This is a genomic window from Elstera cyanobacteriorum (assembly GCF_002251735.1).
Taxonomy (GTDB): Bacteria; Pseudomonadota; Alphaproteobacteria; order Elsterales; family Elsteraceae; genus Elstera; species Elstera cyanobacteriorum.
In genome coordinates, this window is the sequence record NZ_NOXS01000021.1 from 69,347 (window position 1) to 91,318 (window position 21,972).

At 64.9% G+C, this 21,972-nt stretch carries 19 protein-coding genes, 1 tRNA gene, 1 pseudogene and 3 CRISPR repeat arrays; of the genes and pseudogenes, 3 read left to right on the forward strand and 18 right to left on the reverse strand.

Annotated features, from left to right (window positions below; all coding sequences use genetic code 11):
* Window positions 1-2 precede the first annotated feature (2 nt).
* Window positions 3-641: direct repeats of the CRISPR family, unit length 29 nt; unit sequence CGGTTCATCCCCGCAGGTGCGGGGAACAC.
* Between the two features lie 58 nt (window positions 642-699).
* The 15 genes and pseudogenes from cas2e to CHR90_RS01785 form a co-directional block, all read right to left on the reverse strand.
* Window positions 700-999: a type I-E CRISPR-associated endoribonuclease Cas2e gene (gene cas2e / locus CHR90_RS01715; protein ID WP_094407102.1), complete on the reverse strand. Its 300-nt coding sequence runs from the start codon at window positions 997-999 to the stop codon at window positions 700-702.
* Between the two features lie 4 nt (window positions 1,000-1,003).
* Window positions 1,004-1,958 (reverse strand): annotated as a pseudogene (cas1e, locus tag CHR90_RS01720) (type I-E CRISPR-associated endonuclease Cas1e).
* A complete protein-coding gene (gene cas6e, locus CHR90_RS01725; RefSeq protein WP_094407104.1) occupies window positions 1,955-2,656 on the reverse strand; it encodes a type I-E CRISPR-associated protein Cas6/Cse3/CasE in 702 nt (233 codons plus the stop codon). Before cas6e ends, cas1e begins: the two are co-directional and overlap by 4 nt.
* Window positions 2,653-3,423, reverse strand: a complete 771-nt coding sequence (gene cas5e, locus CHR90_RS01730; protein WP_094407106.1) for a type I-E CRISPR-associated protein Cas5/CasD — start codon at window positions 3,421-3,423, stop codon at window positions 2,653-2,655. Before cas5e ends, cas6e begins: the two co-directional genes overlap by 4 nt.
* A gap of 6 nt (window positions 3,424-3,429) precedes the next feature.
* Window positions 3,430-4,476, reverse strand: coding sequence for a type I-E CRISPR-associated protein Cas7/Cse4/CasC (cas7e, locus tag CHR90_RS01735; RefSeq protein ID WP_094407108.1), 1,047 nt, complete (start codon window positions 4,474-4,476; stop codon window positions 3,430-3,432).
* The gene (casB, locus tag CHR90_RS01740; protein ID WP_094407110.1) at window positions 4,473-5,063 is read right to left on the reverse strand and encodes a type I-E CRISPR-associated protein Cse2/CasB; all 591 of its coding nucleotides are present in this window, start codon (window positions 5,061-5,063) and stop codon (window positions 4,473-4,475) included. Before casB ends, cas7e begins: the two co-directional genes overlap by 4 nt.
* A gap of 3 nt (window positions 5,064-5,066) precedes the next feature.
* Complete coding sequence (gene casA, locus CHR90_RS01745; protein WP_094407112.1) at window positions 5,067-6,737, reverse strand: type I-E CRISPR-associated protein Cse1/CasA; 1,671 nt, start codon at window positions 6,735-6,737, stop codon at window positions 5,067-5,069.
* Window positions 6,738-7,161: 424 nt separating this feature from the next.
* A CRISPR array of direct repeats spans window positions 7,162-7,863; the repeat unit is 29 nt; unit sequence CGGTTCATCCCCGCGTCTGCGGGGAACAC.
* A 263-nt stretch (window positions 7,864-8,126) separates the two neighbouring features.
* A complete protein-coding gene (locus CHR90_RS01750) occupies window positions 8,127-9,146 on the reverse strand; it encodes an IS110 family RNA-guided transposase (RefSeq protein WP_094407114.1) in 1,020 nt (339 codons plus the stop codon).
* Window positions 9,147-9,255: 109 nt separating this feature from the next.
* Window positions 9,256-9,528: direct repeats of the CRISPR family, unit length 29 nt; unit sequence CGGTTCATCCCCGCGTCTGCGGGGAACAC.
* A gap of 79 nt (window positions 9,529-9,607) precedes the next feature.
* Window positions 9,608-12,220 carry a CRISPR-associated helicase/endonuclease Cas3 gene (locus CHR90_RS01755; RefSeq protein ID WP_094407116.1) on the reverse strand — a complete coding sequence of 871 codons (2,613 nt, stop codon included), beginning with the start codon at window positions 12,218-12,220 and terminating at the stop codon, window positions 9,608-9,610.
* 295 nt (window positions 12,221-12,515) lie between these two features.
* A tRNA-Phe gene (locus CHR90_RS01760) sits at window positions 12,516-12,591 on the reverse strand.
* A gap of 87 nt (window positions 12,592-12,678) precedes the next feature.
* Entirely contained in the window at window positions 12,679-12,897 is a 219-nt protein-coding gene (locus tag CHR90_RS01765) for a DNA gyrase inhibitor YacG (protein WP_094407118.1), read from the reverse strand.
* Window positions 12,898-12,900: 3 nt separating this feature from the next.
* Window positions 12,901-14,193, reverse strand: coding sequence for a ribonuclease E/G (locus CHR90_RS01770; protein WP_094407120.1), 1,293 nt, complete (start codon window positions 14,191-14,193; stop codon window positions 12,901-12,903).
* Window positions 14,194-14,195: 2 nt separating this feature from the next.
* On the reverse strand, window positions 14,196-14,765 hold the full coding sequence (locus CHR90_RS01775; protein ID WP_170941256.1) for a Maf family protein: 570 nt from the start codon (window positions 14,763-14,765) through the stop codon (window positions 14,196-14,198).
* 3 nt (window positions 14,766-14,768) lie between these two features.
* Complete coding sequence (gene infA / locus CHR90_RS01780; protein WP_094407124.1) at window positions 14,769-14,987, reverse strand: translation initiation factor IF-1; 219 nt, start codon at window positions 14,985-14,987, stop codon at window positions 14,769-14,771.
* Window positions 14,988-15,138: 151 nt separating this feature from the next.
* On the reverse strand, window positions 15,139-15,582 hold the full coding sequence (locus CHR90_RS01785) for an arsenate reductase ArsC (RefSeq protein ID WP_094407126.1): 444 nt from the start codon (window positions 15,580-15,582) through the stop codon (window positions 15,139-15,141).
* Window positions 15,583-15,711: 129 nt separating this feature from the next.
* On the opposite strand from CHR90_RS01785, the gene hemA reads away from it, so the two are divergent.
* Both hemA and CHR90_RS01795 read left to right on the forward strand, forming a co-directional pair.
* Window positions 15,712-16,926, forward strand: coding sequence for a 5-aminolevulinate synthase (hemA, locus tag CHR90_RS01790; RefSeq protein ID WP_094407128.1), 1,215 nt, complete (start codon window positions 15,712-15,714; stop codon window positions 16,924-16,926).
* Between the two features lie 3 nt (window positions 16,927-16,929).
* A complete protein-coding gene (locus tag CHR90_RS01795; protein ID WP_094407130.1) occupies window positions 16,930-18,063 on the forward strand; it encodes an alginate lyase family protein in 1,134 nt (377 codons plus the stop codon).
* Here CHR90_RS01795 and CHR90_RS01800 read toward each other — a convergent pair.
* From CHR90_RS01800 to pdxH, 3 genes are all read right to left on the reverse strand, one after another.
* Window positions 18,060-19,247, reverse strand: a complete 1,188-nt coding sequence (locus tag CHR90_RS01800; protein ID WP_094407132.1) for an MFS transporter — start codon at window positions 19,245-19,247, stop codon at window positions 18,060-18,062. The two genes, CHR90_RS01795 and CHR90_RS01800, sit on opposite strands and share 4 nt — an antisense overlap.
* 63 nt (window positions 19,248-19,310) lie before the next feature.
* Window positions 19,311-20,225 (reverse strand): cation diffusion facilitator family transporter, encoded by a 915-nt coding sequence (locus CHR90_RS01805; protein ID WP_094407134.1) that lies wholly within the window; start codon window positions 20,223-20,225, stop codon window positions 19,311-19,313.
* A 19-nt stretch (window positions 20,226-20,244) separates the two neighbouring features.
* Window positions 20,245-20,862, reverse strand: a complete 618-nt coding sequence (pdxH, locus tag CHR90_RS01810; protein WP_094407136.1) for a pyridoxamine 5'-phosphate oxidase — start codon at window positions 20,860-20,862, stop codon at window positions 20,245-20,247.
* 187 nt (window positions 20,863-21,049) lie between these two features.
* Here pdxH and CHR90_RS01815 point away from each other — a divergent pair, with 187 nt between their 5' ends.
* Entirely contained in the window at window positions 21,050-21,967 is a 918-nt protein-coding gene (locus tag CHR90_RS01815; protein ID WP_094407138.1) for a DnaJ C-terminal domain-containing protein, read from the forward strand.
* Window positions 21,968-21,972: the final 5 nt, after the last annotated feature.

A 21,972-nucleotide genomic window follows, 5' to 3' on the forward strand; every position in this document is an offset into this window, starting at 1 on the left:
TCTAGGTCATCCCCGCAGGTGCGGGGAACACGCCTCCTGCCACGGCCCGTCCAGCCCCGCCCGCGGTTCATCCCCGCAGGTGCGGGGAACGCTTGACCATGATATTGAAGTCGAGTTCGGCAGCCGGTTCATCCCCGCAGGTGCGGGGAACACTCAACCTTCGTCACCTCCGGCGGCGGTTCGACCGGTTCATCCCCGCAGGTGCGGGGAACACGCCCTGGGGCAGCGCGGCGGGAATTTCATCAGCGGTTCATCCCCGCAGGTGCGGGGAACACTCGCCTTGTAACCGCGCAATCGTAACCCCAAACGGTTCATCCCCGCAGGTGCGGGGAACACGTGGTCGGGAAAACAATCGGCACATCGCCGTCCGGTTCATCCCCGCACGTGCGGGGAACACTCGCTTTCAATCCGAACCGATAAGCAAGTCTTCGGTTCATCCCCGCAGGTGCGGGGAACACCGCCTTGCTGTAAGTCGAGCCGATCTGTTCTTCGGTTCATCCCCGCAGGTGCGGGGAACACCCGGATTCGCGTAGGTCCGAAAGCTGCGGGCGCGGTTCATCCCCGCAGGTGCGGGGAACACCTTTTTATCGCGCCGGGCACGAGCTAATTTTGCGGTTCATCCCCGCAGGTGCGGGGAACACTCTTCGTAGAAGCAATTGTAATTGCTTATGTTTTACATTGTCAAAGAATTTACCGAGGTTAACGCCCGTCCGAGGGCGACGCTTCGGCTAGAAAAGATACAAGCGTAAAGCCATCGAAATCGACAGGAATTCGTCGGTTCGACCCGCAAGTATCGAAGGCGAAGCCGGCATCCGTGGGGGCGTCCCAGGCGATGACGGCATTGCCGTCGCCGATCATACTGGTCACGTCGGCCCAAAGGCGTTCGCGGGTGCGAGCGGAGTAGCTACCGATATAGACGCCTGCCCGCACTTCCAGCAACCAAACCGCCAAGCGACCGCGGAGACGGGGCGGCGCGTTTTCGACGATGATCACCACCATCGCGCTAACCCCGATGCCCAAGATCGCCCGACGCCGGCGGATCGTCGAAGGCGGCAGGCTGTGCCGCTTCGGGCGGGGTGGGCGGGGCAATCTCACCGGCGGTCAGCACGGTTTCGATCAGGGGAATCAGCCGCTCCAACAGCCGGGTTCGGCGAAAAAGGTCGCGGCAGGCGCGCCGGACTTGGGACTCAAGCGACGCCCCCGGGCTCCCCCCGCCCAGCCAGCAGTTTTGCCGCTGTCTGGAAAGCCGCCGGGACCACGGTTTCGAATTTCACGAGATCGGCAATATCGTAAACGAAAGAAAGCGGCTTACCGATGTGCAGAAAGCCGATGGCAGGGGCATAGCCCGCCGCCAGCACCGCCGCTTCGGTTAAGCCATACAGGCAGGCATTCGCCGCCGACAGGCAGCGGTTGACCGGGTCGCCCGCCTCCCAATCCATACGGTCATAGGATCGACGGGACCAAGGAACCCCATATTGTTGGGCCAGGAGATCATAAAGGCGACGAACGCGAACCCCCTCAAGCCCCCGGAGTTGATCGACAGACCGGCGGTCGGGCGCGGGTTCCTGAAAGCGAAGCTCGAACATATGCCGCACGATCTTCAGGCGGGCGGTTTCATCCAGCGCCAACCGCGCCTGCCACAGCAGCCGGTCCGCCCGCGCCCCGCCGGGCTGGCCGGAGGCATAGAGGCGAACACCTGCCTCGCCGATCCACACCAACAGGGTTCCGGCGCGGGCCGCAAGGGCGACGGCGGCGTGGCTAATCCGCGTCCCTGGCTCCAGCATCAGACACGCAAAACCACCGAGAGGGATATGGGTGCGCACGCCGCCGTCATCCACCACCACAAAGGCGCCATCGAGAACATCGATCCGGCCCTTTTCGATGAAGATCAGGCTGGCGCGGTCCTTCATCGGGATTGGGCGCGGTGGCGGCGCGCCTGGAAGGTTTGGCGGGCTCATCCCCGCCGAATCAGCATCAATCCGCAGCCGAAGGCGCGCGAGCGCCCGAAGCCCTGGAGAAGTTTGCCGACAAAGGCAGCGGGATCGGTGACCGTTAGGCTACCGTCCACATCGACGGCCAGGAAATCCATTGGGGCCGCCCCGTCGCGCGGCAGACGCACCCAATCGTCCGCCAACACGGTCAGTAGCGGGTCGCGCTGCAGAGTAAAGCCGCTTTTCGCGCCTTGCTTTGCCAGCCAGTCCCCCAGGACCGTCGGGATCACCGTGGCGCGCCGATAGCGGCGTTCTTCTGGCGTAAGGGCGGCAAGGGCCGTTTGAACAGGATTATAGCGCACCCCGCGCGCCGACCCCGCCGCTCCCGGTCGGCTAGCGGCTGGCACGACGCGCAAGCGAAAGCGCAAACGGTCCCCCACCGCCAGGGTGGGTTCGAAAGGTTTGCTGTCGATCTCGAACAGCCCGAACGGGTCAAGCGGCGGGCGGGCTGAGAGTGTAAAAATACATTCCCCCTGCCGGGGGTCGGTATCCCGTCGCCACAAAAAATCCCGCGCCCGGTCCGGGCCATCGGCGAACAGCGACCAGACCCAGTGATGGCCCGACCGGGCCCGATCCTCGGCCGATTTTGGCATGATCACGGGCAGAAGGGCCGCGACCGCCGGGGCTTGGCGCAGGCGAATGCGTGAGAAGATCCATCCCGTCACGCTGCCCGTCCTTCCGGTTTACGCCGCGACAGCACGAGTTCGTCGCGTAGGTCGAACTGCCAACCGCGCCCGCCCCGGGCGGCGTCGCGCCGTTGTTCGGTCCGCTCGCAGGTGAACTCCGGCCCCAATAGATCGTCACGCTGCCAGCCGGTATCGGCGACATAGCGCAGCGCCTCGCCCAAGCGCAGCACGGCCCGCACGCGCTGCTCGGGGATCGGGCGGGTTGCATCATACTGATCGATGCCGTGGCCCAGCGTCTCCGCCGTCACCAGCGCGGGACGCAAGGGCAGCCCCAGCGGGCAGGCTTTCCGGCCCATATAAAGCGTGAAGACGGGCCGCGCGAGCGCGGTTGCCACGCGGGGCAAAAGACCAGGGTCTGTCCCGGGGCGGGCATGCAGGGCTACGGTAACGAACAGATCGCTGCGATAGTCGCGCTGCGAAACCAAAGTGGAAACATTGCCCGCCGCCAGCGCCGCAGCGCGCGTTGGCCAAGGCTGCTTGGCGCGTTTCGGGGCTTCGACGGATTGTACCGTGTGATAGTCCTGCACCACCCGCCCGTCGGCATCAAGCCGCAGCGCCAGATCAAGGCCTGCCGAGAGGGCCGTAAGCGCCGCCGTCGCGTCCCGCTCAAGACCAAGCGCCGCCGCGCAAAGACCGAGAATGCCAGAGCGGTTCGGTCGGTCAGCCCCAATACGCCGCTCGCCGACCGCAAGGTCACCAAACCCGGCGAGCGGCGCATAGAGCGTGAAAAACAGCAGGGACGCCATGCCGGACTACCAGCCCGTCGCGAAGTCGATCACCCTCGCCAAGCTGCCCCCCGCCTCGCCGACCGCCATTTCCGCAAAATCAGGGGCATCACCATAGGCCTCGGCAAAGGCCGCCCGTTGATCCCGCAGGGCTTTAATCGACGCGGCCAGGGGATCGCCCGCCCCCACGGGCTTTAGGAAAGCGACCGATAGGCTGCGCGGGGCCGCCATGCCGCGTTCGGCCAACAGATAGCTCGCGTGGGTGCGGCTGGCAAAACTGGCCTGTTTTCCCTTAGGGGCGACGGTCGCCGCCGCGCGGATCAAGGCCGCAACCCCGGCCCGGGCCAGGGCCGTATTCCCGCCGAGATTGCGGGTTAGCAGATCCAAATCGATGCAGGCGTAAAGGTAGAACAGCCCCGCCGCAAAACCCGCTTCGCCAACGAAACCCGCCCCCGCGTCTTCAGCCGGGCGCTTCAGGTCATCAACGGCGGTATAGAAATCATCCTCCACCGTCACGGCGTGGGTGGTGATGGCATGGGCCACCTGCACGGCGGCTTCGCGGTTGAAATCCGGCGCATCGGCCAGCATCCGCCCGAACATGGCGATATCCACCGCCGTATCGACGCTTTGCAGAATCGCGTCGCGTTTTGGCTCGGCGCCGGTCGCCCGCATTGCCTCGGCCGCCGCAAAAGCCGCCGCCCGCTCCTCCGGCGAAATGAAGGCGAGCTGCGCGATATCGGCTTGCTTTTCCGGCGCCTTCTTATCGTCGGTATTCTTGCCGAAAATACCGGCGACGGCCCGCGCGATGGTCAGGGCTTGCGCGGCTTCCACCCCCTGTTCCGTCAGGTGATCGCGAATATCCCGGCCCAGGCGCTGAGTGCGCTTCCCGAGATGCCCGTCGAGCGTCTGCTGGAAAACCGCATCGGTCCGCCACGCCCGCTTCAGCGCTTGGGAGGAGATGCGCAAGCGCGCCCGCCCGCCAAAATCGGCCGTTTTGGGCTGGCCCATATCATCCCGGTTTAGATTGGCGGGCGGATAGGCGGTGAGCAAATGCAGTTGCAGAAACGCGGTCATGGCCGTTCCATCTCATGCGGTTCCGGTGAGGCCGAAAACTCCCCACCCCGGTAATAATCGAAAGCCCAGCGGGTGCGAATTTTCGGCCCCCAGGCCAGGAGGGACGCCCCCAACGTGCCGACATCCAGCCCCGCCCCCGGCTTCAGCAGCCGCACCGCCCGGCGCAGATCGCGCGCCAGGATCATCGGATCGCTGTCATCGGCTTGCAGCAGGCGGCGGAACCGGAGGGGTTTTAGCAGGGCGTGCGTGCTATCGCTCTCCCCCGGCGGGGGGCCGAGCAGTTCGGCCAGCGGACGCCCAGGGACCGGGGCATCGTCAGCCGGCGGGTCCGCAGCAACCGCCACTGTCACCGTCGCAACAACGGTCGCGGTGGCGGCAACCTGGGCAAAGCTACTTTCTAGGCTGCCAGTGGGCAGACCACCCCGCAGGTCAAGCTCGCGGTATAAACGCTGAACCTGGGGGACGAGCAGCAAATCTTCGGCACTCACGGCCCGGCGGATTTGCGCCCGTCCGCCCCGATTGTGGTTTTCCTGAAGGTCAGCCCACCAGCGCCACACCACGCGCTGGACGGTTTCGAATCGCGTCATCGGTTATGCCGCCTTTTGTTTTTTCGGGGCTGGAAGGCCGAGGGCGGTGTAGAAATCCTGCCCCGGCTTACCGTAGCCCGCCAGCGCCGCCCGCAAACTGCGGCGCTGGGCCGCCCGCCTTTGCATATCGGACAGCAGCAGCACCCCCGCGTCGTCGGGCACGACCAGATCATCGAACAGGCGGGCTATCTGCCGTGTGAGCGCCGCCAGCCAATCGCGGCGAACGGTTTGGCGCAGCGCGTCGCGCGCGTCATCGTCAAACTCCCCATCGTCGGCCAAGGTCGCGGCGATCCGATCCATCAGCCCGTCGATCCGCGTCAGGAAATCCTGCTCCGTCGCCGTCCAATAGGTTTCCTTCAGCCGCTCCAGCAGGCTGCCGTCGCTCGGACCACTGGGGCCGAACAGCGCCTCCCGCACGCGGCTGACCAGCAGAAACCGCCCGACATCGGCCCCGCGCACCATTTCGCGAATCAGGGCATCGGCCTCCGCCATCACGTTCGGCGCGCCGACCAGCAGCGGCATCGCGCTTTCGGTGAAATCGCGCGCTTTCATATTGTCCATATCATAGCCAAAGGCGCTTAGGCGGGCTGTCGCGCCCCGCGACGACTTCAGGCGCAACCGGGCGAGACGAATACTCTCCGACGGCACCCGGGCCCCATCATCGCTGGCGGTGACCAGCCCGACCCAATGGCGATAACCGATGCGCCCCGGCTGGCCGTGGACCGGTAGAAACTCCCCGCTTGCTTTGGCGAAACTATAGGGCGACAGCGGATGCTGGAACCCGACGTAGCTGATGCCATAATTGCGTGTTTCATACGTGCGGACGCACAGCGCCTCGACCCGCCCCGTCAAGGCGCAGGGCGTGCCGTCCTGATTGTCGGCGAGATGCAGCCGAATACGACGCGGCATCCCCCAATAGGCTTGCAGCGGATCGGCCTGCTGGGGCGTAACCGTTTGACCTTTTTCAGACGTTGGAGTTTCGCGCAGCCACGGAAAAATCCCGTCCAAGGGCCGATCATCCGACCCAGTGGCCCCTGGCACGACACAATTGGGGGCAAGCTGGTCCCAGAGGCTGACGGCCCGGCTGGCGGCGGCGATCACCGTCAGCGGCCCACCACCGCGGAGGGAGGTGCGATGCCCCTGCCCGCCGGACGGCGCGTAGGTTTGTAGCGTAAACAGCGCCATCGCCGCCGCCGACGCCCCCAAACAGGCCGCGCGCCCGCGCTTAACGAAATGATCCTGGTTCTTTTTCAACGTATTCGCGCCCGGCGAATCGATCAAAAGCTGGGCAATCGGTACCGGATCGCCGCCCAAGGGGGTAAAATCCTGCCCAAACCGCGCCCCGGCCCCGCCCAGGAAAAAGGCAGGCTCCAGCACAGCAAACCGCGCGTCCAACTCGGCCAGGGCCGGGGCGTTTTGCAGATGCCGCCGCCAAGCGCCCACCTCATCGCCGCAATCCGTTAACACATCGCGATAGGCGACCGCGAGCAGCCCGATCAGAAATTCCCGCACCGCCCCATCAAAATCCGCCCGCCCCCAGGCCACGGCAACCACCGGATCCTCCGACGCCGCCAAAACCTCCGCGGGCCGCGCCCACCCCCTTTCCCCCGACAGGCGGCGATAGGGCAGCCAAGCCTCTGAAATAAGGGAGAAATTATGGGGTTGAGCAACCATAAGAGAAAGCGTAGCGAGGCAAAACTCGCTAAGCAAGAGGTTAATTTTGATTTTATCGTAAAACGGGAGGCAGGTGCGGTCAACGCCCCTTAGATCTGTCTCGATACCCGATGATAAGGGCGCGCGCCCGCCCTCTCTGCGCCACCGTCCTTGGAGGCCGACGCGGGCACAGCGATGGATCACCCCAAAAGGTTAGCAGCTCCCCCCGGCCTCCCAAGCCCGTAAGGAGGCGAAATTTGTTTTGGGGGGATCATAGGGAAGTCATGCAGAGGCACCCTGCACGACTGCCTGTTCGGGGACTCGGCGGGCGCTCGCCACCCCTGCATTCCAGTAATGGAAGCAGGGGTAGAAGCGAGCGTCAAGGGGAACATCCCCGCAGGTGCGGGGGGCACTCGGTCGGCTCCCGCCCAATGACCGGCATAATCGGTTCATCCCCGCGTCTGCGGGGAACACAGGGCCACGGCGGGCAGATTGGCGACGGGCAGCGGTTCATCCCCGCGTCTGCGGGGAACACTTGCGGATGGTCTCGCCGGTGGCGGATTTCAGCGGTTCATCCCCGCGTCTGCGGGGAACACTTGAGGGCAGCAATGTCGAATGGACGGTTCTGCGGTTCATCCCCGCGTCTGCGGGGAACACGTTTCGCCGGTGGCGGGATCGACCTGTTGCTTCGGTTCATCCCCGCGTCTGCGGGGAACACCTGCCGCCCGCCTCAGCGCAAACCACCCTGCGCGGTTCATCCCCGCGTCTGCGGGGAACACAGGGGCTGGCCTGGAAGGCTTGGCTAAAGGCGCGGTTCATCCCCGCGTCTGCGGGGAACACTGCCTCGATAATCAACGCGCTCATCGTCGTGCCGGTTCATCCCCGCGTCTGCGGGGAACACGCAAGCCGGGGGTGCAGGTGGTTAGGCTTTGGCCGGTTCATCCCCGCGTCTGCGGGGAACACCCGTAGACCAGCAGTTGCGCCGCCACCTGCTCCGGTTCATCCCCGCGTCTGCGGGGAACACTCCTTGCGGCGCGATCTCAGACGCCAATGCAGCGGTTCATCCCCGCGTCTGCGGGGAACACGTCCTCATCCGGGTCTACCATGAGGACAACTTCGGTTCATCCCCGCGTCTGCGGGGAACATGTGTGGACGGCCCCTGCGATGCAAGAGCTTTTGTGGAGCGATAGGCACCGGTCGGGTGCATCCATGTGTTCGGCCTGTTCGCGCAGCACCGCATGGCTGCTGGCCCTGATGAAGTCCGCGGATCGGATCCCTAATCACGTCATCGCGCTCGAAGCGCCGTGCTCCCCTGGGCTTGTCCGATCCCCGGTCTGACCGGTTTGTCATCACTACTCAGCTGCCCTTACACCGTCCTGCCGCCGCTTCAGTAAACGGCAAGGACATCGGTCACGCGGCGGCTGCCGCGTAGACTTCGTTGCGCGTCATTACCGCCCAGGCAATGCGCGCGGTCTTATTAGCGAGTCCGACGGTCGCGATTTTCACTGGCTTGCGCTCAAGGAGTTGTGCGACCCAAGGCTGGCGCGTTGCATCCCTGCGTGCCATGCGGATCACTGCGGTAGCACCGACGACCAACAGCTTGCGGAGATATCCGTCCCCCTGTTTGCTGATACCGCCGAGCCGTTCTTTACCGCCAGAACTATGGGCGCGCGGCGTAAGACCCAACCAGGCCGCGAACTGCCGACCTGAGCGGAACAGCGCTGCATCGGGCACCGCTGCAGCGATTGCCGAAGCAGTGATTGGGCCGATGCCGGGGATGGTCGCGAGCCGACGGCTGGTATCATCCGCACGATGCCAAGCCTGTATCTGCGACTCGAGCCGATCTATCTCGCTTGCTAATGATCGAAGCTGAGCCGCGATCGTGTGGAGCGCCGACCGCGCGTGCGCCGGAAGCTTCTCCTGTCCCTCATGGAGAAGCTTGACCAGCGCAGTTACTCCGCCAGGCCCCTTACTGGTAACGATGCCATACTCAGACAGATGCGCCCGTAAGGCATTGATCAGCGCAGTCCGTTGTCGCACGAGCAGATCGCGCGTTTTGTGCAGCATCAGCACCGCCTGTTGCTCAACACTCTTTATTGCCACAAAGCGCATCGTGGGCCGAGTTACCGCTTCGCAAATCGCCTCCGCGTCAGCGGCATCTGTCTTTCCACGCTTCACATATGGTTTCACATAAGCGGGCGGCATCAACCGCACTTCGTGGCCGAGGGCGCGTATTTCCCGGCCCCAATGATGGGCCGATGCACAGGCTTCCATCCCGACTAAGCAAGGAGGCAAAGCGGCGAAAAACTTCAGAACCTCGGCCCGCCGCAGTTGCCGACGGACCAAAACCTTCCCTTCAGCGCTGATCGCATGGATCTGAAACACAGTCTTCGCCAGATCGACACCGACGGTCACGATATCCTGCTGCATGGATCGACTCCTAGACGTGGCTCAACGACCACATCATTGCATAGCTACGCTGCTGCAGGGGTCGTCCACGACATCACGTCTCGAGCTGGATGTCGACCTCGCTCCGTCGCGGTTCATCCCCGCGTCTGCGGGGAACACGTGCGCGTGCCGGTACGCGAGGATAACCGATCCGGTTCATCCCCGCGTCTGCGGGGAACACTTCTTCCGCCGCCATATCGCAAAGCCGTTCGCCGGTTCATCCCCGCGTCTGCGGGGAACACCATGACGTGGAATCGCTCCGGGCGCATCTGAGCGGTTCATCCCCGCGTCTGCGGGGAACACCTAATCGCGGCGCTTATCGGGGGCGGTTTAGGCGGTTCATCCCCGCGTCTGCGGGGAACACTCTTCCTAGAACTCTCTGTAATTCCTTTGGTTTTACGATGTCAAAGAATTTACCGAGGTTAACACCCTTTCTGCGCGAGTCAAGCGCGGGGGAGGATCAACCCGAGGGTGGGGGTGTAGGAGGCGGTGCCGAGGCGGCCGCGTGCGTCGGCGACGGTAGCGGTGAACAAGCCTGCTTCGGGGCTGGGGGAGAGGAGGAGCGGCAGGCAGTCGGCATCATAGCGGCCCCAGCGGGCGCGCAGGTCGGCCAGGGCCGCCGCGGGCACCTCCGGCGGCGGCGGGGCGGCGGCGAGGCGGGTGCGGGAAACGCGCAGTTCCGACAGCGCCCAGGCGTGGGCGGGGTCTGCCGCCGCAGCCCAGGGCTGCAAGGCCCCCGCCTGCCAGCGCATAAGGCGGACGCGGCTGGTTTCCTGGGTTAAGCGGGTGGAGATATCCGCTTCCTTCGACCAGGGCTTATTGCCGAGACTATAGCCCGCCAGCGGATCGAGCAGATTGCCGTTGGCAAAAGCGCGGTCAGCCCAATCCTGCGCCTGCGCCCGCCCGGCCGGATCGACCAGCGGCGGTGGATCGTCGGGCGCATCGTCCGGGGCGTAGACGCGGTTGATCAACCCGCGCACATCCTGCGGGGTGGCCAGGCGGCCTGACGCAAACAGCGCTGCCGCCGTGCGCCACAGCACCCGCGGATTATCGTAAACATGAAAACCGCCGGGCAAAAGGTCGCGCCCCCAATGGGCCGACGCAACCTGCGCCGGATCGGGGCTGAGGATCAGCATTTCGGGCTGCGGCAAAGGCCGGGCTTCGGGCGGGCGCAGGTGCCGCCACAGCCGCCCGGCGCGCTGGATCAGAAGGTCGGCGGGCGCAAGGTCGGAAATCAGCAGGTCGAAATCCACATCCAGGCTTTGTTCGATGACCTGGGTCGCGACCAGCACCCGCCCCCGCCGGGACGCCGCCGGGGCCGCCGGGCCAAAGCGGGCGACAACATCGGTTTCCACAGTGTGGCGGTCGGCTTGGGCGAAGCGCGCGTGGAAGACTTGTGCCGCCACCCCCTCGGCCGCGAGGGCGGTCTGGGCCGCCAGCACATCGTCCACGGTATTGCGCACCCAGGCCACCGCCGCGCCCCGGGCCTGGACCGCGCGGATCTCTGCACAGACCGCCGCGACCGAGGCCAGCCGCCGCACTGCAATACTCCGCACTCTGTCCGGGCGCGGCGCGCAGGGAATTTCCGTTGCTGTCTCGGCCAGATGGGTGACCAGCGGATAGTCGGGCGGCGGGCGGCTCGGCAGCGGCGTTCCCCACGCGCGGGCAAGCCGCTGTTTTTGCAAATCGGTCAATGTGGCCGACAGCACGATCATCGATCCACCGAGCAGCGCCTGAAACGCCGTCAACCGTTCCAGGGCGGCAAAGGTATAGGCATCATACGCATGGGCTTCATCGACGATCAGGATGCGGTCGGCCAGCGCGTGCAGACGCAGGGCCTGATGTTTGACCGGCAAGACGGCCAGGAGGGCTTGATCGAGCGTGCCGACGCCCAGATCGGAGAATAGCCGGTGCCGGTTGCTCTGGCCCAGCCACGCGGCGCTTTCTGCCGCCGAATCCCCCTCGTGCGGCGAGGTTGGGCGCGCAAGCCAGGCGGCGCCGTGGATCAGGCTAACGCTCGGCGGCTCCGGCCCCTCAAACAGTTTCCCGGCTAGGCCGCGCAGGCGCTGGTGCAGGGCATTGGCCGTCGCCTGGGTGGGCAGGCCGAGGTAAATTCCCCGGGCTCGCCCTGCCGCCAGCAGCCGTTGCGCCAAGATCACCGCCGCCTCCGTCTTCCCCGCGCCGGTAATATCCTCGATGATCGTTAGGCTGGGGCCGGGCGGCAGCGGGGTTTCTTCCGCCCAGCGCTGGACCGCCGAGGGGGCAAAGCGCCCGCCGGTCAGCGCGGTAAACCGCAGCGGCGGGGCGGGCGGCGTCGGGCTCAACCGGGCCTCGGTGACCGCCAGAAGGGCGTGCCGTCGGGCCTTCGACCAATAGGCCGCCACGGCTTCTTCGGCTGGATCGTAAGGGAAATACGCCTGATTGGAGCCGAGCCAATCGGCGAGAACTGCAAACCCCGCCAGCAGCAGGGAGGCCTTGGCCCGCGCCTGCGGTTCCGGCACATCGGGCGGGGCAAAGAGCGCCCGCATGGTTTCGATGTAGGCGCGGGCCTGGCGCTTATCTTCCCGGCGGAAGGCGCGCTCCTCCACATCCCAGGCAACCGGACGGCCATGATGGCCAAAAACCGCGCCAAAGACGGCCTGATACCCATCCTGATCCCACCCCGGACAGGCCTGCGGTAGAAAAAGCTCGAGCAGGCCCGCCCCCAGGGCAGGATGGCCGGGATCGGCCCCGGCAGCTTCGGGAAACGGCCCGAGCAGGTCTTCCGCCCAGAGGGCCGGAACCTTCGCCTGAAACCCGCGTGCGGCCTTGCCCAGATCGTGCAGAGCCAGAAGATACGGCAGCCAGCGTCGAGCTGTTTCGGCATCCTGCCCCAATGCGGTCGCCAACCGGTCGCGGAAAGCGGGCCGGGCATCGAGCAGCGCCTGACCCACAGCGGCGACATCCAGCGCATGCTTCCACAAGGGGTGCCACGCCCCAGTGCTTCCCTCAATTGGCCGGGCCTTGCCCCAGAGGCGATGCCATGATGGCGGACGGGAAAGATCGCAGGATTGCATGGGCTGCGCGGTCACAGAGAAGACTGACTATACAGCACAACCTTACGGCGTCGGCGTCACAATCGACAAGGTGACAAAGACCTTGCCCGCCGAAGGCCTTTCGATATGGGGGGTACGCTACGCGCGACAACGTTCAAACGGGCCACAACGGGCTTCCTTTGCCGATGGCTTTCGCCTCAACCGTCCCCTATCGCGTCCCTTTTTTAGACTTTCTTGACCATTTTCTCAGACCCGCACACGGGATCTCAAAGGTCAAAAATCAAGGATTTCTGCGGTATCGAATTTTAAGGAGAGGTGGTGCCCAGAGCCGGAATCGAACCAGCGACACTGCGATTTTCAGTCGCATGCTCTACCAACTGAGCTATCTGGGCGCCCGTCGGAACGAGGGATCGTATAGCCGACCCCCTCGGGGGCTGTCTAGGGGTTTTCTCTCGGCACTCCTGCCCCCGAATGGCGGTTTAGTCGCTATCGCGGGCGGGGCCGTTCTGGCTGAACGCCTCGGCCTCATCATCTTCCAGCACCGGGCCGGGCACGCGGTAGCTTTCGTTCAGCCAGCGTCCGAGATCGAGTTGCTGGCAACGGGTGGAGCAAAAGGGGCGAAAGCGGGCCTCGGTCGGGCGGCCACAGGTCGGGCATTTTCCGCCGATGCGGATGGAAACGGGGTCCGGGCTGCTCATGCTCTAATCTTCCTTCACCTGAAACTGCGGGGCTTGGCCAAGGCGCTGCGCCGCCTCCCGCCGAGCGGCCTGACCGCGCGGACCATCGAGCCACGCCATCTGTGCCGCCGTCATTGCCACCGGCCCGCGCGGCGGCGGACCGTAAACTAAGGCGCGCAGGATGGCCAGGGCCTGCCCCTCCGGCCCGAACAGCCGTTCCCTCAGCACGGCGCCCCGGTGCGGGCGGGTGACTTCGATCAGCCCGCCGCGCGTTATTCCCAAAAGATCGCTGGCAACGCTATCCGCCGCCAATGCTTGTTTGAAGACGGCCATGAGCCGGGCTTGCACGGCGCTACCGAGGCGCGGCGGGTCGATCACAATTGTCCCGCCGAGGCCGCGCAGCCGCAGCAAACGGGCGACCTGACGCAGGGCATCCGTCACGAACCCCTCCGGCGGGCGCGGGTCGCTGCCGCTATCGAGGTCGATGGCCGTCAAAGCGCGCGTCGGCTCGATCCATAGCCGCCCGCCACCCGGTAGCGGGATTTCCGCGGCGCAGACCTCCGCCAGTTCAGCGTCGATGTCGAGGGCGGTGAAGGGATCGACGGCAGGCGGCGCGAGGTCGAACGCCAGCCCCTCCGCCCGTAGGCGCGGCGCCAAGGTGAGCGGCGCCAGGATCGGCAAGGCCGCACTGTCGGCGCCCAGATCAGCAATCAATCGGCGCAGGCTGGTAGCGTCTGCGACCGGTCCGGGAGGGCCGTCCTGCGCCACCCCATCGGCATCGACCAGCAAAGCCCGCAGATCGGCAGCGAGGGCCGCTTGTTTGCGCTCCAGGGCCGGGCCGCGCGCGGTAACGGAAAATCCCGCCGCCCGGCGCTCTGGCGGTAAATGGTCGCTCAGAAAAGCTTTCAGCCGTGCCCGTTCTGCCTCTGGGAGACTGCGGGCCGCAGAAATATCGCCGGGGACGCCGGGACGGTAGGTTAGAACCAGCGCCGGGGTTTCCCAAGTCAAACTTCGGGTGACGCCGAGCGGCTTATCGCCCGACGCTGCGCGATTGACCTGCACGAGCAACCGGGCGCCGAGCGGTAATCCTTCCGCTACCGGGCCGCTTAAAAAAGCCTCGGCCCCAATATCAAGAAAAGCACCGACGCCGGGCATGTGAGCGCGCACAAGGGCGCGGCAGATCGTACCGAGCGGCACCTCCCCCACCCGATGCGCGGCGAAGGCAATGCAGACGCTTTCCGCCAGCCGCACGGCCCGTACCTCCCCCGGCCCTTCGGAGAGGATGATCCCCGTTTCGGGCCGGTCGAGCGGTCGCATGGTTAGGCCTGAGCGCCCAAACCGTCGAGCATCGCGCCGATGTCCGACAGGGAAAGCCCGACGATATTGGAATAAGACCCACTAATCGCCGTAACGTAGCGGGCAAAGAAACCCTGCACGGCATAGCCGCCGGCCTTACCGTGCCATTCGCCGCCCGCGATATAGCCGTCGATTTCGGCCCGGGTCAGGCGCTTCACGGTCACGCGCGTCGTTATCAGGCGGGCGCGGCGCAGCCCTTCCGGCCCGGCAAGCGCGATACCGCCGTGAACCCGGTGGCTGCGGCCCGATAGCAGCGTAAGGCACGCGCGCGCCGTCGCTTCATCCTCGGCTTTGGGCAAGATCCGGCGCCCGACGGCCACCACCGTATCGGCGGCCAGCACCAGCGCGGCTGGATGACGCGGCGCGACCGCCGCCGCCTTTTCCTCTGCCAAGCGCAGGGCGTGCCGGGGCGGCAATTCGCGCGGCAGGGGTGTTTCGTCGATGTCGGCGGGATCAACGGCAGCGGGGGTAATCCCAATCTGCCGGAGTAAATCGAGGCGTCGCGGCGAGGCGGACGCCAGGACCAAATCCATCACTTATTTAAAGCGGAAGGTGATGCGGCCCTTGGTCAGATCGTAGGGCGTCATTTCCACATTCACCCGGTCGCCTGCCAGCACGCGGATGCGGTTCTTGCGCATCTTGCCCGAGGTATGGGCCAGCACTTCGTGGTTATTGTCCAACTTCACCCGGAACATCGCATTCGGCAGCAGTTCCGACACGGTGCCGGAGAACTCGATCACATCTTCCTTCGCCATAGTCTTCCTTAAAGTAGGTTTCTGCGGGCGCAAACCATAAGGACGCCCTGGCGCGGTTGCCCGCGCGAGCGCAAGAGTCGGCTCCTAAGTGATGCTTTGTATGCGTCCGGTCAAGCGAAACCTGCACATGGGAAGCATACGGACGGCCCCGTTATGGGAAGCGGTCGGCGATCCGATCGGCCAGCCGATCCCGCACCATTCGATAGGCCGCCAGCCGTTCTTCGCGGCTGCCTTCGGCGACGGACGGGTCTTCGGTCGGCCAATATTCAACCTCGACCGATTGGGTCCGCGTCAGTTCCAGCGCCCGGTGATGGGCTTCCGGTGACAGGGTAATGATCAGATCGAAGTTGGTATCCTCAAGGTCTTCCAGCAGCGTCGGGTAATGACGGCGCAGATCAGCCCCGAGTTCCTGCATGACGGCGATGACGAACCCATCCGTCTCCCCCTCCCGCACACCCGCGGAGGCGACATAAACCTTGCGCCCGTGGCTTTGGCGCATCAACCCCATTGCCATGGGGGAGCGCACGGCATTGTGGGTGCACATGAACAGGACGGAGCTGGGCAGTCGGGGCCGATCAAGCAAACCGGGCGGCATTTGATGGACTATGCCCGACGCGCCGCCGCCCCACAAGATGCCGGTCTGCAAGGATCGGATGGCTGATGTGTTCTGACGGAATTGATCTCCGTCATTTGCGTTTGTGAGCGACCGCGCTATGGTCACCCCATGCAGTACGAAGACTTCTTTGCGGCCCAGGTCGCAACCTTGAAACGGGAAGGGCGCTATCGCGTCTTCGCCGATCTGGAACGGATGGCCGGGCGCTTTCCGTTGGCTTTGTACCACGGACCGGCAGGCCCGCGCGAAGTCACGGTCTGGTGTTCCAACGATTACCTCGGCATGGGGCAGCACGAAACCGTGCGCGCGGCCATGCATGGGGCGATTGATCGGCTGGGCACCGGGGCGGGCGGCACGCGCAATATCGCCGGGACCACTCACGAACACGTGCTGCTAGAACAAACCTTGGCCGAATTACACGGCAAGCAGGCGGCGCTGGTCTTCACCTCCGGCTATGTCGCCAATGAAACCAGCCTCGCCACCCTGGGGCGGATGCTGCCGAATGCAGTGATTTTCTCCGACGCGCTGAACCATAATTCGATGATTGCGGGGATTAAGAATTCGGGGGCAGAAAAGCATGTGTTCCGCCACAATGACCCCGCCGATCTCGAGGCCAAGTTGAAGCAGGTCGATCCCAGCCGCCCGAAGATTATCGCGTTTGAAAGCGTCTATTCGATGGATGGCGACATCTCGCCCATCGAAACCTTCTGCGATATTGCCGACGCCCATGGCGCCTTCACCTATCTCGACGAAGTACACGCTGTTGGCATGTATGGCAATCGGGGCGGCGGGGTGGCGCAGGAACGCGGGCTTGAGCATCGGCTGCACCTGATCCAAGGCACGCTTGGCAAGGCCTTCGGCATGGTCGGGGGCTATGTCGCCGGGTCGGCGGCGATGGTGGATTTCATCCGCTCCAACGCGCCGGGCTTTATTTTCACCACCGCCCTGCCGCCGGTGATCGCTGCCGGGGCGCGCGCGTCGATCCGCCATCTGATGACCAGTGACGCCGAGCGCCTCGCCCAGCGCGACCGGGTGGCCCTGGTCAAGCGCCGTCTGGCGGCGGTCGGCCTGCCGGTGATGGACAGTGAAAGCCATATCGTTCCGGTGATGATCGGCGATGCCAGCCTTGCCAAGCAAGTGACCGATCTCTTGCTGGAACGGCATGATATTTACGTTCAGCCGATCAATTACCCCACCGTCCCGCGCGGCACCGAACGCATCCGCATCACCCCGGGCCCGCTCCATACGGATGCGATGGTGGACCGGCTGATTAGCGCCTTGCTGGACGTTTGGCAGGTGCTCGAGTTGAAAAAACAGGCGGCGTAGGCCATGCGTCGGGCCAGGGCCATCCGGGTAGCCTTGCTGCTTGTGGCCTTGGCGGGGGCCGGATGTGCTGCCGCCCCACCGTCCACGCCCTCCCTCTCGCCCTTGCGCGCAGCCGAGCCGACGCGCGCGGTTGGGGGTGCGACGACGCAAAAACCGATTCTGGCCTGCACGCAGCCACCCGCGCCTGTGCGGGATATTATTGCCCGAAAATTCTACACCGACGCCGCCAATAGCCTCCCCGATCCGGCGATCATCGCGGCGAACCGCGACAGTCTCAAGCCGTTGAACGATTTTTCTGCTCAAGTCCAAAAACTGGCCGAGAACGCACTGCTGTCGGGGAACCCTACCCCGGCCCGCTGCGCGGTAACCTGGCTCGCCGCTTGGGCTAAGGGCGACGCGATGCTGGGGCGGATGGAAGAGGCGGTACAGGCGGGCTATGAGCGTAAATGGCAGTTGGTCGCCCTCGCCCTACCCTATCTGATGATCCGGGACATCCCGACCGTTTGCCCGAGCGATAACGCCGATTGCATGGCAATCAACCGCTGGTTCGTCACCCTCGCCGCCGCCGTTCAACCGCCTTACGAAGACGCGCGCCGCAGCCGCCCGAGCAATACGTCTGCCCGCAATAATCATCAGAACTGGGCGGGCGCCGCCGTGATGCTGGCCGCCATCGCCGCGAATGATCGAGCGCTGTTCGACTGGGCGGCCCAGCGCTTCCGCTACGGGCTAGCCGAAATTCAGGATGATGGCACGCTGCCGCTGGAAGTCGCCCGGGGCCGACGCGCCGCCCATTATCACAGTTTCGCGCTGGCCCCGCTGCTGATCATGGCGGAGGAGTTGCGGGCAAACGGCATTGCCCTGACCCCGGCGGACCAGGACCGGCTGAAGCGCCTGGCCGACCGCGTGCGGCTCGATTTAGCCGATCCGGGGTTCATGGCGGCAAAAGCTGGGGTTGCACAAGAAAGCAGCCTGCTTGCCAATGGGAAAATCGGGTCGGACCGGCTGATCTGGGCGGAGGCTTGGTACGACCTCAGCCGCGATCCAGCGGTCGTCCCGCTGCTCGCCCCGAACCGCCCGCTGTCGGTGCGCAGCTTCGGCGGCACCTGGACGCTGTTTTTCGGGGCGGCCCTGCCCTAAGCCTTTTGGGCTGCCGCGCGCCGCACGGCGATGAAGGCCAGCGCGCCGCTTATCATCGCAGCGATGGAAATCGCTAAGATCAGGCTGCGCGCTTCCGCCGGCCCTTGCGTAAAGCCCACCAGGGCGCCCGCCAAGGGCTGCGAGAGGTTGTTCAGCATCACCATCACCCCGGTGGTCTTACCGAAATCCTGCGTCGGGATCAGCCGCTGGCGCAGGCTGCGCATATAAACGGCGAACATTTTATCGAAGCCGACGACCAGCAGATACCCAAGGGCATACAGGGCCGGATGCGGTGCCAGCGCCGTCAGCACGCCCCCCACGGCGATCAACCCATAACCGAGGGCGCCCATCCGCTCCACCGCCAGCGTACTGCGGGCGATCCACGCAAGGATCGCCACCGTCGCCACCGCCCCCGCCGCTTGCAGCAGGCCAAAAACTGTTTCGGACTGAGCAAAGGCGCCGGTCACCAGCGCCGCCGTGGTGGCCAAGGTCACCCCCAGCACCAGATTGACGCCGACCGCGAGAAAGATCGTCAGCTTCAGCCCCGGCACGGTCCAAATATGGCCGAAGGCGGTTTGCAGCGGGCGGAACCAGGCTTCTGCCGCCGGTTTCGGGTCTTCTAGCACTGGCTTGACCCGTCGCCACCACATAAGCATCGCTTGATCGGCCAATAGGAACAGCGCCGCCGTCGCCGCAACCGCCGCTTCCCAGGGAATGACCATCAGCATTCCCGCCGCGACCATCGGCCCCAAAACGATCCCGAGTTGGTCGGCAATCTGGGTGGAGGACAGGATCGTCTCCAGCCGCTTGCCCGGGAACAGCTTCGGCAAAATCGCTTCCCGGGCGATCCAGGCCTGCATGGTCAGCACCCCACAGATGGCGGAGAGCAGCAACAGCCAGACGATCCCGCCGACCGCCACTGCCCCCAGACTGCCGAGCAGACAGGCAAGCGCGCGCAGCCCCTGGCTCCAGCGGATCAAGGGATAGGCGGGCAGCCGATCGGTCAGGATACCGACGATGGGGAAAGCGATATAGCGCGGCAGGGTTTCAATGAAAAACGCCACCCCGGACCAGCCGATGCTGCCAGTCATCTGGAAAACGATCAGCGGGACGAGGAACAGCAGAATCTGATCGGCCAACCGGGCGAGAAACTGCGCGCCGTAAAATAAACCGTCCCGCCCCATCCGCGCCTCCCGCTTTTATCGTTACCCTTATTTGTAGGACAAATAGGGGCGGAAGGCCAGGGGTCAGGCGACGGAGTTGCGCAGATCGGGCCGAACGACGCTGATCGGGTCTTGGTGAATAATAATCTGGGCGCGCGGAAACTCCGCCAGCAGCCGGGCTTCGATGTCGTGGCTGATCTGATGGGCATCGACCAGGGGCAGCGTATCGGGCAGTTCGAGATGAAACTGGATAAATAAATCTGGCCCGGATTCGCGGGTGCGCAGATCATGCGCCCCAGCAAACCCCGGTGCCGCCCGAACGATGGCGATAATTTTCTGGCGCACCGCGTCCGACACTTCGCGGTCCATCAGTCCCTGATAGGCGCGTAAGCCGATATCGATGGCGCTGCGCACGACAATCGCCCCAATCACCAGCCCGAGCAGCGGATCGAGCCAGGGCAGCGCAAAGAAATCGCTGGCCCAAAGACCGAACAGCACGATGGCGTTGGTTAGTAGATCGGACAGGTAATGCAGCCGGTCGCCCTCTACCGCCAGCGACGGGGCGCGGGTCAGCACCCAGCGCTGAAACGACACCAGCGCGAGGGTGATGACCATCGCCGCGACCGACACGCCGATACCGATGGCGGGCACCTGCACCGGCTGCGGCGTGATGAAGCGCTGCACCGCTTCCATCAGCAGCAGGCTAGCCGACCCCATGATGAAGGCTGATTGCGCCAGCCCAGCCAGCGGCTCCAGCTTGCCATGCCCGAAGCGATGCTCCTTATCCGCCGGGCGGTGCGCCCCGCGCACCGCCAGCAGCGTGACCAGGGAGGCGACGCAGTCCAGCGATGAATCCATCAAGCTCGACAGCATCGTAACCGCGCCGGTGGCGAAATAGGCCCAGGTTTTAAGACCGATGAGCACTAAGGCGGTCAGCACGGCTGCTTCGGTCGCCCGTTGCGCCCAGCGATACTGGTTACGGTCGGCGGGACTGGTCATCGCTGAACCCTTTGCAGACTTATGGATAGAGCCGATGGGTGCTCCATCCTGCCCCGTCCCGCTCATACACCATCCGGTCGTGCAGGCGATAGGGCATGCCTTGCCAGAATTCTACCCGGTCGGGCACCACCCGGAAGCCGGTCCAATGGGGCGGGCGCGGCACGGCGCCTTCAGGGTAGCGCTGCTCCATCTCGGCAACCCGCGCTTCCAAGGTGGCGCGATCCGGCAGCGGGCGGGATTGTTCCGACGCCCAGGCGCCAATCTGGCTACCATGCGGGCGGGAATGGTAGTAGCTATCGGCTTCGGCATCCGAGACCAGGGCGGCCTTCCCTTCAATCCGCACCTGCCGTTCCAGTGTTTTCCAATGAAAGGTCAAGGCACAGAAAGGGTTCGCGAGCAGTTCCCCGCCTTTGCGCGACTGGGTATTGGTGTAAAACACGAACCCATCGGCATCGAACCCCTTCAGCAGCACGATACGGACCGACGGGCGCCCATCCGCCCCCACCGTCGCCAACGACATGGCATTCGGATCATTGACCTCGCGGCCCGCCGCCGCGTCGAACCATTGCGCGAACTGGAGGAAGGGATCCGTCTGCGCCGTTAAGGCGACGGCGGAAATCGGGCGGTCGATCAGCATGCCTATGTCCTTTCACTGCGCGCCCCGCGCCGGGGGCGGTCGGCCAAGAGTATGGGACACTCGGCTCCCTTGAACCAGAGGCGTCGGCGTTATATGTGAGGTGTGTGGGATGGGGGTTGGCGCCGACCGTTGCAACCGGGCTTACCCTTTGTCGCCGAAGGAAAAGAAAGACAGGTACAGATAAGCCATGCGCGATCCTTACGAGGTTTTAGGCGTCCCGCGATCGGCGGATGCGGACGCGATCAAAAGCGCCTATCGCAAACTGGCTAAGCAATATCACCCGGACCTCAATCCGGGCGATAAGGCGATTGAAAGCAAGTTTAAGGAAATTTCCGCCGCGCACGATCTTCTGTCCGACCCCGATAAGCGCGCGCGCTATGACCGGGGCGAAATCGATGCGGACGGGAACGATAAGCCGCGTGCGCGCCGCCCCGGTGGGGCGGGGTTTGGTGGCTTCGGTGGTTTTGGCGGCTTTAACCAACGCTCCGGCCCGTTCGATTTCGATGCCGATGATATTTTCGACGGATTTCGGGGACGCGGGTCGGCGGGCGGTGCGGGTAAGCGCCGGGGCGCCGATGTGTCCTATGGGCTAACGGTCGATTTCGTCACCGCCGCGAATGGCGGGAAGCGCCGCGTGACCACTGCGGACGGGCGAACGCTAGACGTGAATATTCCCCCCGGCACCGAAGATGGTACCAAGCTGCGCCTGCGCGGCCAGGGCCAGCCGGGGTTCGGCGGCGGGCCGGAGGGCGACGCTTTTATCGAAATCCATGTGGACGCTCATCCGCATTTCGTCGCGAAGGGTAAAGATATTCACCTAGAGGTGCCGATTACCTTGCAGGAAGCCATCCTGGGCGCCTCCGTCACCGTGCCGACCGTTGACGGGCGCGTGGCGGTAAAAGTGCCGCGCGGCTCCAACTCTGGCAGCACCTTGCGCCTGCGCGGCAAAGGGATTCCGGGTAAGGACGGTGGGCGCGGCGATCAATACGTCAAGCTCGTGGTGATGCTGCCGGAAAAGCTTGATCCCGAACTCGCCAGCTTCCTCGAAAAATGGGGGCCGAAAAACCCCTATGAAGTGCGCAGCAAGCTGAATGGCCTCGGCTGAATACA

What these genes read in the sequence shown, in the direction of transcription:
- CHR90_RS01815 (WP_094407138.1), top strand. Translation starts at nt 21,050, where the DNA reads ATGCGCGATCCTTACGAGGTTTTAGGCGTCCCGCGATCGGCGGATGCG.
- CHR90_RS01765 (WP_094407118.1), bottom strand. Translation starts at nt 12,897, where the DNA reads ATGAGCAGCCCGGACCCCGTTTCCATCCGCATCGGCGGAAAATGCCCG.
- CHR90_RS01770 (WP_094407120.1), bottom strand. Translation starts at nt 14,193, where the DNA reads ATGCGACCGCTCGACCGGCCCGAAACGGGGATCATCCTCTCCGAAGGG.
- CHR90_RS01775 (WP_170941256.1), bottom strand. Translation starts at nt 14,765, where the DNA reads ATGGATTTGGTCCTGGCGTCCGCCTCGCCGCGACGCCTCGATTTACTC.
- casB (WP_094407110.1), bottom strand. Translation starts at nt 5,063, where the DNA reads ATGACGCGATTCGAAACCGTCCAGCGCGTGGTGTGGCGCTGGTGGGCT.
- cas5e (WP_094407106.1), bottom strand. Translation starts at nt 3,423, where the DNA reads ATGGCGTCCCTGCTGTTTTTCACGCTCTATGCGCCGCTCGCCGGGTTT.
- CHR90_RS01800 (WP_094407132.1), bottom strand. Translation starts at nt 19,247, where the DNA reads ATGGGGCGGGACGGTTTATTTTACGGCGCGCAGTTTCTCGCCCGGTTG.
- CHR90_RS01795 (WP_094407130.1), top strand. Translation starts at nt 16,930, where the DNA reads ATGCGTCGGGCCAGGGCCATCCGGGTAGCCTTGCTGCTTGTGGCCTTG.
- hemA (WP_094407128.1), top strand. Translation starts at nt 15,712, where the DNA reads ATGCAGTACGAAGACTTCTTTGCGGCCCAGGTCGCAACCTTGAAACGG.
- CHR90_RS01750 (WP_094407114.1), bottom strand. Translation starts at nt 9,146, where the DNA reads ATGCAGCAGGATATCGTGACCGTCGGTGTCGATCTGGCGAAGACTGTG.
- CHR90_RS01805 (WP_094407134.1), bottom strand. Translation starts at nt 20,225, where the DNA reads ATGACCAGTCCCGCCGACCGTAACCAGTATCGCTGGGCGCAACGGGCG.
- casA (WP_094407112.1), bottom strand. Translation starts at nt 6,737, where the DNA reads ATGGTTGCTCAACCCCATAATTTCTCCCTTATTTCAGAGGCTTGGCTG.
- cas7e (WP_094407108.1), bottom strand. Translation starts at nt 4,476, where the DNA reads ATGACCGCGTTTCTGCAACTGCATTTGCTCACCGCCTATCCGCCCGCC.
- CHR90_RS01785 (WP_094407126.1), bottom strand. Translation starts at nt 15,582, where the DNA reads ATGCCGCCCGGTTTGCTTGATCGGCCCCGACTGCCCAGCTCCGTCCTG.
- cas2e (WP_094407102.1), bottom strand. Translation starts at nt 999, where the DNA reads ATGGTGGTGATCATCGTCGAAAACGCGCCGCCCCGTCTCCGCGGTCGC.
- infA (WP_094407124.1), bottom strand. Translation starts at nt 14,987, where the DNA reads ATGGCGAAGGAAGATGTGATCGAGTTCTCCGGCACCGTGTCGGAACTG.
- pdxH (WP_094407136.1), bottom strand. Translation starts at nt 20,862, where the DNA reads ATGCTGATCGACCGCCCGATTTCCGCCGTCGCCTTAACGGCGCAGACG.
- CHR90_RS01755 (WP_094407116.1), bottom strand. Translation starts at nt 12,220, where the DNA reads ATGCAATCCTGCGATCTTTCCCGTCCGCCATCATGGCATCGCCTCTGG.